This is a genomic window from Pseudomonas sp. KH_021, from assembly GCF_057838865.1.
Genome location: NZ_CM174477.1, coordinates 2,382,885 through 2,397,469, shown reverse-complemented (window position 1 = coordinate 2,397,469; position 14,585 = coordinate 2,382,885). Strand labels below are relative to the sequence as shown.

The following is a 14,585-nucleotide window of genomic DNA, read 5'->3' as shown; positions in this document are numbered from 1 at the left end:
GATTTGCGCCATGAACTCAGCTGGATACGCCTGGTTGCAGGAGTCACTGCGGCTTTCAGCTTTCCCTTTGCGCCGACCGGCAAAGGTTCAGCCGGTCACTCGGATCAAGCGGATCGGGGAAACCTTGGCCGTACCGCCAAATATTGCGCCCGCGCCAGAAGATCTGCTGGGTCATCTACTATTCGCGCTTAAGCATGAGGGTATCAATCTTGCCATTCTGGCCCAGGCTCTGCCGCAGGTTCCTGCAGCGAGCCTGGAAGCAGAGTTAGAAAGAGCCCCCAACGGTATCTACATCCGAAAAGCCTGCTTTCTACGCGAAGCCTTCTCCGGTGAGGAGCTGCGACAGCCTTCTCCAGTGCGAGGTGCTTTCGTCCCTCTGTTCGACCCAAAACTGTACGTGACGATGCCCGGAGAGCGTAATTCTCGCTGGCGGGTGGAGTTCAACGGTATTGGGACGATCGCATATTGCGCCACCGTTGAACGCACCCCCGAAATTGTCGAACTCCTTGAGCACGATATTCTTGCCCGCGCCCAGGACTTTATTCAAAGCCTTCCGTCGGGAATGATGGATCGCGCCATTAACTGGGCATACCTCCACGAAACCCAGGATTCGTTTGCGATAGAGAAAGAGTCGCCAAGCGAGGACAAAGCGCGCAAATTCATCAAATTGCTTCGCCAGGCTCACGAGCGTATTCCACTGAGTGAGGACTACTTGGTCCACCTGCAGAATGCGACGATCTCGAATCCCTTCGACATGGCCGCGGCGTTTCGCCATGAGCAGAACCATTTAGCGAGTGGCCTGCAAGGAGCCGCGGGGGTCACATACGTCCCGCCTGAGCCAGACCTCTGCCGTGAGCTGATGGTGCAATTAATGGCGCTGGGGAATGACGCGCCAGCGCGCATCGATCCTCTGATAGCTGCGGGAGTCATCTCGTTCGGCTTCGTTTTTCTTCATCCGTTCATGGACGGGAACGGCCGCCTCTCCCGTTTTCTGATCCACCAAACGTTGTGCCGCGCCGGCGCACTGGAGAACGGTTTGCTCCTACCAGTCTCTGTCGCTATGAAGCGCGAGGAACATCTGTACCTGGAGACGCTGCTGCAGTTCTCGCGTCCGGCACGAGAGTTTTGGGATGTCCGGTGGATCGATCAGGGGCAGTACTCGTTTGACTTTACCGGTGATCCGGCGATCTATCGCTTCTGGGATGCCACGCCCGGGGTCCGGTTCACCTTGGAAATGGCGAAGCGGGCTCTTGAAGTTGAGCTTCGTGAAGAGACAATATTCCTTGAGAACTATGAAAAAGTCGTGCGGACGGTCAATGAAACCTATGACGTGCGCGGTAGCGACTTGGCCAACCTCGTGATGATGTGCCTGACAAATAATGGGACCGTTTCCAAGAACCGTCGTAAGCAGTACCAATATTCGGTTCAGACTGAGGTACTGGATTACATTGAGCAGGTCACACAGTCTCTACTTAGACAGCAAGCGTTGGAAAAACAACAAGGCGAGGCCGACGATGAGTAGCTGACATCAGCTATCGCTATTCGTTAGCGGACAGCTACGGGTAGTTATGGCAGGAGGTGGTGACCTGAAGGTCGTCGCAGGGCAGGAAGTGCAAGGTGATGCCGCAGACTTATTAGAAAGCCATTCCCCAAAGAGTTCTGGGAAATTTCCGAAGCCTATAGAAAATGGCAGCCGACCAGCGAACCCTCCGCCCCGAATATTGGCTGCCTTCGGCCGAGGTCGCAGACGCCTTCGTCGCCTACAAGATCAAACTCGACGACAAAGACCTGACCCTGCGCAGACCTCTGTAGGAGCCCAGCTTGCTGGCGATGGCCTCACCGCGGTACATCAGGTAAACCGCGGTGCGTTCATCGCGGTGGTCCGGCAATCCGGCAAACCCGGCTTGCGGAGAAGGCTATGCGGTTCTCCTGTATGACCGCGGTGAGGCCATCGCCAGCAAGCTGGGCTCCTACCTTATGCGTCTCTCGACTGAGCCAAGGGTTCGGCGCTCCGACTTGCCTGCGATGAAGGCTGCGCAGTAAATGAAGGCACTTCAGCGGTAAATAATTACCTTGGGAAATTTCCTTCCAAATACGAGAAACGCCTGACTGATCTCTCGCCTTTCTTTTGCGAAAAACCTTCAAACCCACGTTCAGCGGGCTCATCAAGGAGCGAAAGACATGGCTATCCATAGCTACATGACCATTACCGGCAAGGCACAGGGACTGATATCGGCGGGCTGTTCAACCCAGGACTCCATTGGCAACAAATGCCAAGTAGGCCACACCGATGAAATCATGGTGCTCGCCTACTCGCACGACCTCTACACCAGCCACTCAACCAGCGTAGGTCAGCATCGGCCGGTGGTTATCACAAAAAACATCGATAAATCCTCTCCCCTGCTTGCTAGCGCCCTTGATCGAGGCGAAGAGCTCAAATGCATCATCAACTTCTACCGCCTGGCTCCGTCGGGAGGTCAGAGCAAGTATTACTCCATCGAACTCAGAGGCGCTCGCATCACCCATATCAGCCTCGATGTGCCCCACGCCATACACCTCTCAGACACAGACCCACAGGAACTCGTCGCCATCAGCTACAGCGATATCTCCTGGACCCACCTGCAGGCGGGAACCAGTGCTTATGCATTCTGGGGTCAGCACAATGAATGAGGAACAATGTGACATTCACGACGTGACCAAGGCTGCCGCAGATCTGGTTGCCTATGGGTGTACCGTGGGTGCAACTCACTTCAATGATGGCATTACGCGGCTGAAGTTTAGCGCTTTCATTTCTTCATCCGTCAACCAGATCATCAGGGCGGTTGATGAGGGACTTATCAGCGCTTGGGAGGGTGTGCATCAGATAAAGGCAGAGTATGAGGGGTTATCGTCGAAGGTTAGCTTCTATGCAAAAAATGCGATAGGCATAGTCGCTGGCACGGTACAGGTTGAAGCGGGCGTAAGATCCATCGCCAGTACCGCAGGCATCGGAACACCTCTGGGCGCGTTACTGATTGCGCACGGTGCTAACAACATCTATGAAGGTTTCGGCAATATTTACAATGGCCCGGACGCACCTGATACTGTTGGTCCCGTCAGGCGCATCTATCAGGGAATTTTCAGTGATGAGTCAAAAGGCAACATAGCGTACTACTCCGCCGACTTGGGTCTATCGGTTTTCGGACTTACCAGGATGACACGTAAACCAGAAACTTTTCAGCTATTCCGGCATGATCCGATCAACCACGAACGGGTTTACAAACAGTCGAGCAAACTAGCTCTTTTTTTGAGGGATTGGTCGACACACTCACCTTGAATTCAATACATTCAGAAGCACAGGAAAAACAATAGACCTCCCTCCCGAAATTTATGCACTACCTCTCAGCCTCGGTATGTAAAATCGCAAACCTGCAAACACAATCACCACATACACAACTATGTAAGCCATCTCTAAATACAATCCTTCAAAATCTATTAGCTTCCTCATCAACCACACAAAAACACCCGTATAAAATATGGCGCAGGAGCAAACCAGAATGGTGACAGAAAAATAATAACGCAAATTCTCAAAATTCATGCAAGTTACCTTTTCTATAGAGCGATCAAGGTTAGTACATGCACTATGACCCCTTCAACCCTACAAGTTGGATTCGTTTGATTGTCTCGGCATTATTTGTAACCAATTGAAATTAGGAGGCATGTTATCTTTCCCTGAGACCTACGACGTTTCCATACAGCTGCCTCGGCTCGCCGACCATCGTCATCGGCGAACCACGCCAAGTGATCGCCAAGGCCACCTGGCGTTTTCACCTGCTGGCCTTCGCGGTTCCACCTCAATACCGCGGTGCTCAGATTTCTGAGCTGACCTTGCCGGAATGCCGGACCATCGCGATGGGATCGCCGCGGTCCATCAGGCAAACCACGGTGCGCCCATCGCCAGCAAGCTGGGCTCCTACAACTTGACGCACCCGACCTGCGCATGCTCTCCTAGCGCATTCGTTCGGGTGCCCTTTACAGGGTGAAACGGGAAACCGGTGCGTCAGGCCTCTTTCAACAGGGGCTCGGACAATTCCGGCGCTGCCCCCGCAACGGTAAGCGAGAGAAGAATCAGATCCACTGTGCCAGCAGTCCGGCATGGGAAGGCGATTCTTGCAGGCCACGGTAACTGGCCCCTCGCGAGCCCGGAGACCGGCCCGATCCAGATTTGACACAACCCGCGGTGGGCGGGCGCTGTTGCAACCTCTGCAGGCATGCCTTGCGGGGGGCGCTTGCGCTTGGCCACCTCGATAATCACCCAGAGGGAAGCGCCATGCCGATTACTACCGCCAACCATACCGCCGCGGTCACATCTACCCAGACCCAACGCCTTGTCGTCGCCATCGGCGCTGCCGTCCTGGGCGCTTGCCTCGTTTATTTCGCCGGGTTCTCGCACATCGAAGCCGTTCACAACGCCGCGCATGACACCCGTCACAGCGCTGCCTTCCCGTGCCACTGAGAACCACCGACATGATCAAGCGTATCGCTCGCACCGCCTGTTTTGGCGGCTTGCTCTCCGCCCTGTTCCTGACCCTGCTGCAAAGCTTCTGGGTCGCGCCGCTGATTCTTCAAGCCGAAACCTATGAGAACGCAGCGCCGGCTGCCGAAGTCGCCCACTCACACGCCGAAGGCGCCGCCGCCCACAGCCATGACGCCGAAGCCTGGTCGCCGGAAGACGGCTGGCAGCGCGTGCTGTCCACCACCGGTGGCAACCTGGTCGTAGCGGTAGGTTTTGCCCTGATGCTGGCCGCCCTCTTCACCTTGCGCGCCCCTGGTCGCACCGCTGAAGGCCTGCTCTGGGGCCTGGCCGGTTTTGCCGTGTTCGTGCTGGCGCCGACCCTGGGCCTGCCGCCCGAGTTGCCCGGCACCGCCGCTGCCGACCTGGCCCTGCGCCAGGCCTGGTGGATTGGCACCGCAGGGGCGACTGCCGTGGGGCTGGCACTGATCGTGTTCAACAAGCACTGGGTGCTCAAGATCGTCGGCGCAGTGCTGCTGGTTGCCCCGCACGTGCTGGGCGCGCCACAGCCCGAAGTGCATGAGATGCTGGCACCCGAGGCACTGGAGGCTCAATTCAAGGTCGCCTCGCTGGTCACCAACGCGCTGTTCTGGCTTGGGCTAGGCCTGATCTGCGCCTGGTTGTATCGTCGTCCTGGCCAGGCTTGATGCCAAGGCAAGTGGTAGCCGGTCTGGGCTGCCAACGAGGCTGCTCCGCCGAGGTGCTGGGCAGCCTGCTTGAACAGGCCTTGCTCGCTGAGGGCCTGACCTGGGTGAACCTTGCGGGGTTGGCCAGTATTGCCCATAAGCGCGAAGAGCCAGGCCTGCTTGCATTGGCAGAACAACTGCAATTGCCGCTGGCCTTTTTCGACGCCGAGCAACTGCAAGCCTTCGAGCCCCAGCTGCGGCACAGATCAGCGATTGCCTTTGCCCATACCGGCTGCCATGGCGTCGCTGAAAGTGCCGCCCTGGCCCTCGCCCAACAGCACCTGGGTGGGCCTTGCAGCTTTATCGGCCCTCGCCGGGCTTGCCCCCAGGCGACGGTGGCATTGGCCACCCACACCGAAAACCGCCGATAATCCCCGGTACGCCTCCCCGCTACTTGAATTTTTTTCAAGCAGCGCGCTATTCACCTTCTTTTTTCAGGACACGTGCATGACCGTCTACTTCATTGGCGCAGGCCCCGGCGATGCGGAACTGATCACGGTCAAGGGTCAACGCTTGATTCGCAGCTGCCCGGTGATCATTTATGCAGGCTCCCTGGTCCCGACCGCCGTGCTGGAAGGCCATCAAGCCGAGCAGGTCATCAACAGCGCCGAATTGCACCTGCAGCAGATCATCGATGCGATCCAGGCAGCCCACGCCAAGGGCCAGGATGTGGCCCGCGTCCACTCCGGCGACCCGAGCCTGTACGGTGCCATCGGCGAGCAAATCCGCTGCCTGCGCCAGTTGAACATCCCCTACGAGATCATCCCTGGTGTCACTGCGACCGCTGCCAGCGCTGCACTGCTGGGCATCGAACTGACCCTGCCGGACATTTCCCAAAGCGTGATCCTGACCCGCTACGCCGACAAATCACCGATGCCACTCGGCGAAGAGCTGCACAGCCTGGCCCAGCACAAGGCCACCATGGCGATACATCTAGGGGTTCAGCACCTGGAGAAAATCCTGGACGAGTTGCGCCCACACTACGGCGGCGACTGCCCCATCGCCGTGGTGCATCGCGCAACCTGGCCGGACCAGGACTGGGTGAGCGGCACTCTGGACGACATTCTGGGCAAGGTGCAAGCCAAGGGTTTTCGGCGCACGGCGTTGATACTGGTCGGGCGTGTCTTGGCAGCAGACAGCTTCTGCGAATCGAGCCTGTACCGGGCCGGCCATGCTCATTTGTATCGCCCCTGATTAGACACTGAGCAGCCCACACCCGGGCTGCCAGGCATAAAAAAACGGCGCTCACGGGGCGCCGTTTTTTCATTTGCCGCCAACTGCAGCGAACACCTTAGTAGTAGGCGTTTTCTTTCTGCGAGTGGTCGGTCACATCGCGAACGCCCTTGAGCTCAGGAATGCGCTCGAGCAAGGTCCGCTCAATACCTTCTCTCAAGGTTACGTCTGCCTGGCCGCAGCCCTGGCAACCGCCGCCGAACTGCAGGACAGCGATGCCGTCTTCGACCACTTCGATCAGGCTGACCTGGCCGCCGTGGCTGGCAAGGCCGGGGTTGATCTCGGTCTGCAGGTAATAGTTGATGCGCTCGTTGATCGGGCTATCGGCATTGACCGTCGGCACCTTGGCATTGGGCGCCTTGATGGTCAGTTGGCCACCCATGCGGTCGGTCGCGTAGTCAACCAGCGCATCGTCCAGGAAGGGTTCGCTCACCGCATCGATATAAGCGGTGAAGCTGGCCAGCCCCAGCGCGGTATCTTCAGGCTTTTCTTCGCCTGGCTTGCAGTAGGCAATGCAGGTTTCTGCGTACTGGGTGCCTGGCTGGGTGATGAAAATGCGTATGCCAATGCCTGGAGTGTTCTGCTTGGACAGCAGATCGGCCAGGTAATCGTGCGCGGCGTCGGTTATCGTAATGGCGCTCATGGAAGTTCCTCACAGACTTGCTCGCAGTTTACGCGAAACACCGTCAAAGGCAAAAGTCCTAGTAATTTTGTCGGGATACCGGTGCTGAGGCCGGTACTGGGGCCGGTACTGCCCAGCGGCTGTCCAGCCACCCCTTGATGCTGTGGTATAGGCGCTTCTCGATCAGCACGTAGCTACCCCTCGATGCCAGCGCAATCAACGGCACACAGACGGCGAACACAGCATATGGGTTCAGGTCGAAATGCTCGCTGGCGAACCAACCGCCGTACAGCACCAGCACATGAATCAGATACACCGAATAGGAGCAGTCGCCCAGGCTCTTGAGCATCCGGTTGCCCTTGAAGTAAGGCTCCAGCGAAACGCAGGCCATGACGATGATCGCGCTGGGCACGCCCCAGTGCAGCATGCGCTCGGAAGCGTCCAGGTGATAGATCGCCAGCACCGCACCTGCAATCGCCAGCAGTGGCACCCAGAACCCCTCGGGAATCCAACCCCGACGGTAAACCACGCCGATCGCCACGCCAAACAGGAACTCGTAGACGATGTTGTTGCGATAGAAATGGCTGATCACGCCGTAACGCGTCAGCACTTCACTCACCGCGAACAATGCGGCGGCAATGATCAGCGGCCGGTGACGCTGCGGCACCAGGAACACCAGCGAGAACAACAGGTAAAAGAACATCTCGTAGTTGAGGGTCCAGCCGACATTGAGTGTCGGGTACAGGCCATAGCCACCGGGGTTCTCGGCCGGAATAAACAGCAGAGAAAGCACAAAATGCCGGAAGTCGATGGCCTGGTGCGGCATCCACTGGCTGGCAAAGACCAGCAGCAACCCCATCAGCAGGGTGTAAAGCCAATAGGCAGGCACAATGCGAATGGCCCGATTGAGCAGAAAGCGCCCCGCCGGAATGTCTTTGTCCTGGGTCGAGAGATAAATCACTAGGCCACTGATGACGAAGAACACATCAACGCCAACAGCTCCGCGATCGACGAAAAACTGCCCCAGCGGGCTCGATGCATGAAAATCGAAGAAAATCTGCATGAAGTGATGACAAACGACCACCCACGCAGCCAGTGCCCTTAAAGCCTGAAGCGAAAACAGCATCCTGAACCCCTGACTGCCTGTTCATTTTGACCTGACCCGGCGGGTTGGCCGGGTCGCGTAGGGGGTCTGACTGTGATGGGCAGGAAAAGGTCAGTCGGGCTGCCGGGCGGTCTTTACAGGTTCTCGTAGCGATTCATGTCCAGCACCCCGGACTCCACCGGCTCGGTTTCCTTGATATACGTATTGAGGTCATGAAAATACTGCCAGAACTGCGGATGGCTGCGACGGATCCCCCAGCGCTGGACGATCCGCTCAAATTGCTCGGGCGACTTGGCCAGTTCCATGTCCTCGACGAACTCGGGTACATCCTCGGTGGTGATAGTGAACATGAAGTTGGGGTAGCTGCTCATGACGCCCGGGTACATCGTCAGGGTGTCCAGACCCGGTTGATAGCGATAGGCCTCGCCCAGTATGAACGCCACATTGCTGTGGGCACGGTTGCGCAACAGGCTGTAGACCTCACGCTTGCCGTCGCTGCCCTGGATTCGCAGCAGGGTCGCCTCGGGCAATTGGCCAATGACCTTGAGCCCCGCTGCCGGGCGCGACACCAGCCGACTAAGCGCTTGTTCGGCGTTACGGAACTCTTCACTGATGTTTGGTCTCGAGCAATACGCGCCCTGGCAACGATTGATCGGGTCCGGCCGAGCATTCAGGCTACCGGTGCGCTCGACCAATTTGAGACCGAAATCGCGTTTGGGGTGGTGCTCGTCCAGCACCAGGCCTGTCGGCGTGTCGGTGTCGATCTTCTCGTAATCGAGCCACATCTTGATCTTGCCGCTGTGTTGGTACCAGTCGCTGAGGATCTTGGCGCGCTTGTCGGCCGGCATTAGCCGCAGGAAGTTGACCTCCGCGCCGTTGCGGATCAGGTCGAAGTACAGTCGGGTCTGCGCCTGGTGCGAGACATTGCCGAACACGTCGAAATTGACGGCTAACTGATAATAAGTGCGCTCGAACAGAGGGTAATCGAACAGCCACATCGTCAGGGGTACGTCGCCGACCAGGCCTTTACTGACCGAGGCGCTGTCGAAATGCCGAAAAATGGTCAACAGCGCGTTGTCGTTACCCGCCCACAGCGTCGACCAACTGGGCGGTGGCAGGTCGGCATAGGCTTCACGGCGCAGTAATTCATAGTCGTTGCGCTTGTCCCGATAGGCATGCCACAGCGACAGAATGCTGCCGACATCATCGATCTGCCCCGGCATGGCCAGCAACGGCGTGGCCTGACCGCGATAGTTGGCATCGGTGATGTAGAGATCATGAGCCGGCTGCTGGAACAGCGTCCAGAAGTTGTCGCGGATCACATCGGTGGCGATCTGCCCGCGACAAACCGGGCCTCGAATAAAGGTACGGACAAAGTACTCAGCGTTATCGAGCATGAACTGGTAGCGCGCCACGGCCGGGATCGCTTCGAAGGTCTCGAACGGGTTGGCCCGCCGGCGCGGGCCATACCCCGGCAGCGCCGTGGCATGCCAGTCACCGCTGTAGAACAGCTGCTTGACGCGCTTAAGCTTGTTGGGCCCCATCGGGTAGGTGATGTGGGTTTTATGCACGATCACGCCCCGCACGGGGATCAGCCGATAGTAGAACTCGCTGCCGGGGTCATCGTTGGGCCGGCGCGTGGCGATCAGGTCCACCGGTTGGCCGCTGGGCGTGCGCGATCGCACCCACTGGAAGAAGTGGCCCGGCTGGCCGTCGGTGAAGTAGATATGCGCCAGAAACAGATGCTCATAGAGCCAGCGTGCTACCAGGTCCTCGGTGGAGCCAGGGCGATTGAGCAACGCTTCCCATTGGGCAATCTGCGCAGTTTCCGTTGCGCTCGGCCGGATCGGATCTATCTCCACCGGCGCACCGGCTGCCAGCCAGCGCTGCAGGGTCTGGTACTGGGCATCGGTCAAGCCGGTCACCGCCAGCGGCATGCCCTCCTTGGGGTGAGCACCGGCATAGGCGTCGAATTCGCGAGGCAAAGGGCAAATGTTTTCACGGTTCAGGCCCAGCACGATGTCGCCAGGCAATTTGGCATTGGGTTGCAAGGGCGTGCGATGGCCAAGCTCGAGCATGCGCGCCATCAACGACGCTTGACTGGACGGGTTGTCGAGCACCGAATAAAAGCCCTTGCGGCGCCAGGCGTCAGGGCCTTCAGCGTCATAAAACAAGCGTGTTGGTGCTTCGGCTACGGTGCGATCGCCCTTGTACACCGGCACTTTAGACGCCCCTCGGGCCGCGCCGTCGGCACTGCCCAGATTAAGCTGGCACGCCGCGTCATTGCAGGCGTGGCACGCCACGCATTTCTCGGTGAAGATCGGCTGAATGTCCCGCGTGTAGGAAATCTCGGGACTGGAAAGTGGAGCACTCCCTAGTGCCAGGTTGCTCACAAGCAGCAAGGCCAAACTGGCAAGCAGACGATGCATGTGCCGGTGTCCTGATGTGAGTGACGGTCGATTCTACCTTGGGGCTGCCCTGCTCAACATGAGCCGAATTCATGCAAATGCGTAACAGGCTTAAAAAGCGCGCGGGTTTGTTATGATTTCGCATCTTTTTTGTTATTCGCCCTACCAGGTAGCCCTATGTCCGATCGCAGCGCTCGTCTTAAAGCACTTCAGCAAGCCCTCAAAGAGCGCATCCTGATTCTAGATGGCGGCATGGGGACTATGATCCAAAGTTACCGCCTGGAGGAACACGACTATCGTGGCACGCGCTTCGCCGACTGGCCGAGCGATGTCAAAGGCAACAACGACCTGCTGATCCTCTCGCGCCCCGACGTGATCGGTTCCATCGAGAAAGCCTACCTGGATGCCGGTGCCGACATCCTGGAAACCAACACCTTCAACGCCACCCAAGTGTCCCAGGCCGACTACGGCATGCAATCGCTGGCGTATGAGCTGAACGTCGAAGGCGCCCGCCTGGCCCGTCGCGTCGCGGATGCCAAGACCCTGGAAACCCCGGACCGTCCACGCTTCGTCGCCGGCGTGCTCGGCCCAACCAGCCGCACCTGCTCGATCTCCCCCGATGTGAACGATCCGGGCTATCGCAACGTCACCTTCGATGAACTGGTGGAGAACTACACCGAGGCCACCCGTGGCCTGATCGAAGGCGGTGCCGACCTGATCCTGATCGAGACCATCTTCGACACCCTCAATGCCAAGGCGGCGATTTTCGCTGTACAGCAGGTGTTCGACGAAGACGGCGTCGAGTTGCCGATCATGATCTCCGGCACCATCACCGACGCTTCCGGCCGCACCCTGTCGGGGCAGACCACCGAAGCGTTCTGGAACTCGGTGCGCCACGCCAACCCGATTTCCGTCGGCCTGAACTGCGCCCTGGGCGCCAAGGATTTGCGCCCCTACCTGGAAGAACTGGCCACCAAGGCCGGTACCCACGTCTCGGCACACCCCAACGCGGGCCTGCCGAACGCCTTTGGTGAATACGACGAAACCCCGGCAGAAACCGCCGCGGTCATCGAGGAATTTGCGGCCAGCGGCTTTCTGAACATCATCGGCGGTTGCTGCGGTACCACGCCCGCGCACATCCAGGCCATTGCCGAGGCGGTCGCCAAGTACCCGCCGCGCGAGATCCCCGATATTCCCAAGGCCTGCCGCCTGTCGGGCCTGGAGCCGTTCACCATCGACCGCAACTCGTTGTTCGTCAACGTCGGTGAACGCACCAACATTACCGGCTCCGCCAAGTTCGCCCGGCTGATCCGCGAAGAAAACTACACCGAAGCGCTGGAAGTCGCGCTTCAACAGGTCGAGGCCGGCGCACAGATCATCGACATCAACATGGACGAAGGGATGCTCGATTCCCAGGCGGCCATGGTCAAGTTCCTCAACCTGATCGCAGGCGAACCGGACATTTCCCGGGTGCCGATCATGATTGACTCCTCCAAGTGGGAAGTGATCGAGGCAGGCCTCAAGTGCATCCAGGGCAAGGGCATCGTCAACTCGATCTCGATGAAAGAAGGCGTCGAGGCGTTCAAGCATCACGCCAAGCTGTGCAAGCGCTATGGCGCGGCCGTGGTGGTGATGGCGTTCGACGAAGTCGGCCAGGCCGATACCGCGGCGCGCAAGCGTGAAATCTGCCAACGCAGCTACGACATTCTGGTCAATGAAGTCGGCTTCCCGCCCGAAGACATCATCTTCGACCCAAACATCTTTGCCGTGGCCACCGGTATCGAAGAGCACAACAACTATGCCGTCGACTTTATCGAGGCCTGTGCCTATATCCGCGACAACCTGCCCCATGCTTTGACTTCGGGTGGCGTGTCCAACGTGTCGTTCTCGTTCCGCGGCAACAACCCGGTACGCGAGGCGATTCACTCGGTGTTCCTCTACCACGCGATCCAGAATGGCCTGACCATGGGTATCGTCAACGCCGGCCAATTGGAGATCTATGACGAGATCCCCAAGGCGCTGCGCGAGCGGGTCGAAGACGTCGTACTCAACCGCACCCCTGAAGGCACCGACGCCCTGCTGGCAATTGCCGACGACTACAAGGGTGGCGGCGCGGTCAAGGAAGTCGAGAACGAAGAGTGGCGTTCGCTGCCGGTCGTCAAGCGCCTGGAACATGCGCTGGTCAAGGGCATCACCGCCTTTATCGTCGAAGACACCGAAGAGTGCCGCCAGCAGGTGGCGCGCCCGATCGAGGTGATCGAAGGCCCGCTGATGAGCGGCATGAACATCGTTGGCGACCTGTTCGGCGCCGGCAAGATGTTCCTGCCCCAGGTGGTGAAGTCTGCCCGTGTAATGAAGCAGGCGGTTGCTCACCTGATCCCGTTCATCGAGGCAGAAAAAGGCGACAAGCCAGTGGCCAAGGGCAAGATCCTCATGGCCACCGTCAAGGGCGACGTGCACGACATCGGCAAGAACATTGTCGGCGTGGTGCTGGGCTGTAACGGCTACGACATCGTCGACCTGGGCGTAATGGTGCCGGCCGAGAAGATCCTGCAGGTGGCGCGCGAGCAAAAATGCGACATCATCGGGCTTTCCGGCCTGATCACCCCATCGCTTGACGAGATGGTCCACGTGGCTCGGGAAATGCAGCGCCAGGACTTCCACCTGCCCCTGATGATCGGCGGCGCGACCACGTCCAAGGCGCACACGGCGGTGAAAATCGAGCCCAAGTACAGCAACGATGCAGTGATCTACGTCACCGACGCCTCCCGAGCCGTCGGCGTGGCCACCCAGTTGTTGTCCAAGGAACTCAAGCCCGGCTTCGTCGAGCGCACGCGTCTGGATTACATCGAAGTGCGCGAGCGTACCGCCAACCGCAGCGCACGCACCGAACGCCTGAGCTACGAGAAGTCGATTGCCGCCAAGGCCAAGTTCGACTGGAGCCAATACACGCCTGCGACGCCAAGCTTTACGGGCGCCAAGGTGCTGGACGACATTGACCTCAACGTGTTGGCCGAGTACATCGACTGGACCCCGTTCTTCATTTCCTGGGACCTGGCCGGCAAGTTCCCGCGCATTCTCACCGACGAAGTGGTGGGGGAAGCAGCCACTGTGCTGTACGCCGATGCCCGGGAGATGCTACGCAAGTTGATCGATGAAAAACTCATCAGCGCCCGTGCGGTATTCGGGTTTTGGCCGGCCAACCAGGTCAATCATGACGATATCGAGGTCTACGGCGACGACGGTCAGCCGCTGGCTCTCCTGCATCACCTGCGCCAGCAGACCATCAAGCCGGACAACAAGCCGAACTTCTCCCTCGCCGACTTCGTCGCGCCCAAGGACAGCGGCGTGACCGACTATGTCGGCGGCTTCATCACCACCGCCGGCATTGGCGCCGAGGAAGTGGCCAAGGCTTATCAGGACGCGGGCGACGACTACAACTCGATCATGGTCAAGGCCCTGGCCGACCGACTGGCCGAAGCCTGCGCCGAGTGGCTGCACCAGCAAGTGCGCAAAGACTACTGGGGTTACGACAAGGACGAACACCTGGACAACGAAGCGCTGATCAAGGAGCAATACCGCGGTATTCGCCCGGCACCTGGCTACCCTGCTTGCCCCGACCACACCGAGAAAGCCACCCTGTTCCGCCTGCTCGACGGCACCGCCATCGGCGAAACCGGCCCCAGCGGCGTGTTCCTGACCGATCACTTCGCCATGTTCCCGGCAGCGGCGGTCAGCGGCTGGTACTTTGCCCACCCTCAGGCCCAGTACTTCGCCGTCGGCAAGATCGACAAGGATCAGGTCCAGAGCTACACCGAGCGCAAGGGCCAGGCCCTGAACGTCAGCGAACGCTGGCTGTCGCCTAACCTGGGCTACGACAACTGATTCGCAATCCATCAGCCAAACCGCGGCGTGTTCATCGCGGCTAAAGCCTGCTCCTACCGACCCTGTAGGAGCCAGGCTTGCCGGAATGCCGGAC

The 14,585-nt window shown here is 59.0% G+C and carries 11 protein-coding genes and 1 riboswitch; of the genes, 8 read left to right on the top strand and 3 right to left on the bottom strand.

The genetic code is table 11. The annotated features are described in order from the left end of the window. Nucleotides 1–10 precede the first annotated feature (10 nt). From AC3IX4_RS11250 to cobM, 7 genes are all read left to right on the top strand, one after another. Nucleotides 11–1,522: a Fic family protein gene (locus AC3IX4_RS11250; protein WP_489260594.1), complete on the top strand. Its 1,512-nt coding sequence runs from the start codon at nucleotides 11–13 to the stop codon at nucleotides 1,520–1,522. Nucleotides 1,523–2,181: 659 nt separating this feature from the next. Further along, a complete protein-coding gene (locus AC3IX4_RS11245; RefSeq protein WP_489260593.1) occupies nucleotides 2,182–2,670 on the top strand; it encodes an Hcp family type VI secretion system effector in 489 nt (162 codons plus the stop codon). Further along, nucleotides 2,663–3,316 (top strand): DUF4225 domain-containing protein, encoded by a 654-nt coding sequence (locus tag AC3IX4_RS11240; RefSeq protein WP_489260592.1) that lies wholly within the window; start codon nucleotides 2,663–2,665, stop codon nucleotides 3,314–3,316. The genes AC3IX4_RS11245 and AC3IX4_RS11240 overlap by 8 nt, the downstream gene beginning before the upstream one ends. 669 nt (nucleotides 3,317–3,985) lie before the next feature. Beyond that, nucleotides 3,986–4,211: riboswitch (cobalamin riboswitch) on the top strand. Nucleotides 4,212–4,309: 98 nt separating this feature from the next. Then, nucleotides 4,310–4,495 (top strand): CbtB domain-containing protein, encoded by a 186-nt coding sequence (locus AC3IX4_RS11235; protein WP_489260591.1) that lies wholly within the window; start codon nucleotides 4,310–4,312, stop codon nucleotides 4,493–4,495. An 11-nt stretch (nucleotides 4,496–4,506) separates the two neighbouring features. Further along, nucleotides 4,507–5,199 (top strand): CbtA family protein, encoded by a 693-nt coding sequence (locus tag AC3IX4_RS11230; protein ID WP_489260590.1) that lies wholly within the window; start codon nucleotides 4,507–4,509, stop codon nucleotides 5,197–5,199. Beyond that, nucleotides 5,199–5,609 (top strand): cobalamin biosynthesis protein, encoded by a 411-nt coding sequence (locus AC3IX4_RS11225; RefSeq protein WP_489260589.1) that lies wholly within the window; start codon nucleotides 5,199–5,201, stop codon nucleotides 5,607–5,609. The genes AC3IX4_RS11230 and AC3IX4_RS11225 overlap by 1 nt, the downstream gene beginning before the upstream one ends. 76 nt (nucleotides 5,610–5,685) lie before the next feature. Next, on the top strand, nucleotides 5,686–6,432 hold the full coding sequence (gene cobM, locus AC3IX4_RS11220) for a precorrin-4 C(11)-methyltransferase (RefSeq protein ID WP_489260588.1): 747 nt from the start codon (nucleotides 5,686–5,688) through the stop codon (nucleotides 6,430–6,432). Between the two features lie 97 nt (nucleotides 6,433–6,529). Here cobM and nfuA read toward each other — a convergent pair whose 3' ends face one another. The 3 genes from nfuA to AC3IX4_RS11205 form a co-directional block, all read right to left on the bottom strand. Continuing rightward, nucleotides 6,530–7,114: a Fe-S biogenesis protein NfuA gene (gene nfuA / locus AC3IX4_RS11215; RefSeq protein ID WP_489260587.1), complete on the bottom strand. Its 585-nt coding sequence runs from the start codon at nucleotides 7,112–7,114 to the stop codon at nucleotides 6,530–6,532. A gap of 58 nt (nucleotides 7,115–7,172) precedes the next feature. Further along, nucleotides 7,173–8,219, bottom strand: coding sequence for an acyltransferase family protein (locus AC3IX4_RS11210; protein ID WP_489260586.1), 1,047 nt, complete (start codon nucleotides 8,217–8,219; stop codon nucleotides 7,173–7,175). 113 nt (nucleotides 8,220–8,332) lie between these two features. Then, nucleotides 8,333–10,627 carry a fatty acid cis/trans isomerase gene (locus AC3IX4_RS11205; protein ID WP_489260585.1) on the bottom strand — a complete coding sequence of 765 codons (2,295 nt, stop codon included), beginning with the start codon at nucleotides 10,625–10,627 and terminating at the stop codon, nucleotides 8,333–8,335. Nucleotides 10,628–10,783: 156 nt separating this feature from the next. On the opposite strand from AC3IX4_RS11205, the gene metH reads away from it, so the two are divergent. After that, nucleotides 10,784–14,491, top strand: a complete 3,708-nt coding sequence (metH, locus tag AC3IX4_RS11200; RefSeq protein ID WP_489260584.1) for a methionine synthase — start codon at nucleotides 10,784–10,786, stop codon at nucleotides 14,489–14,491. Nucleotides 14,492–14,585 lie beyond the last annotated feature (94 nt).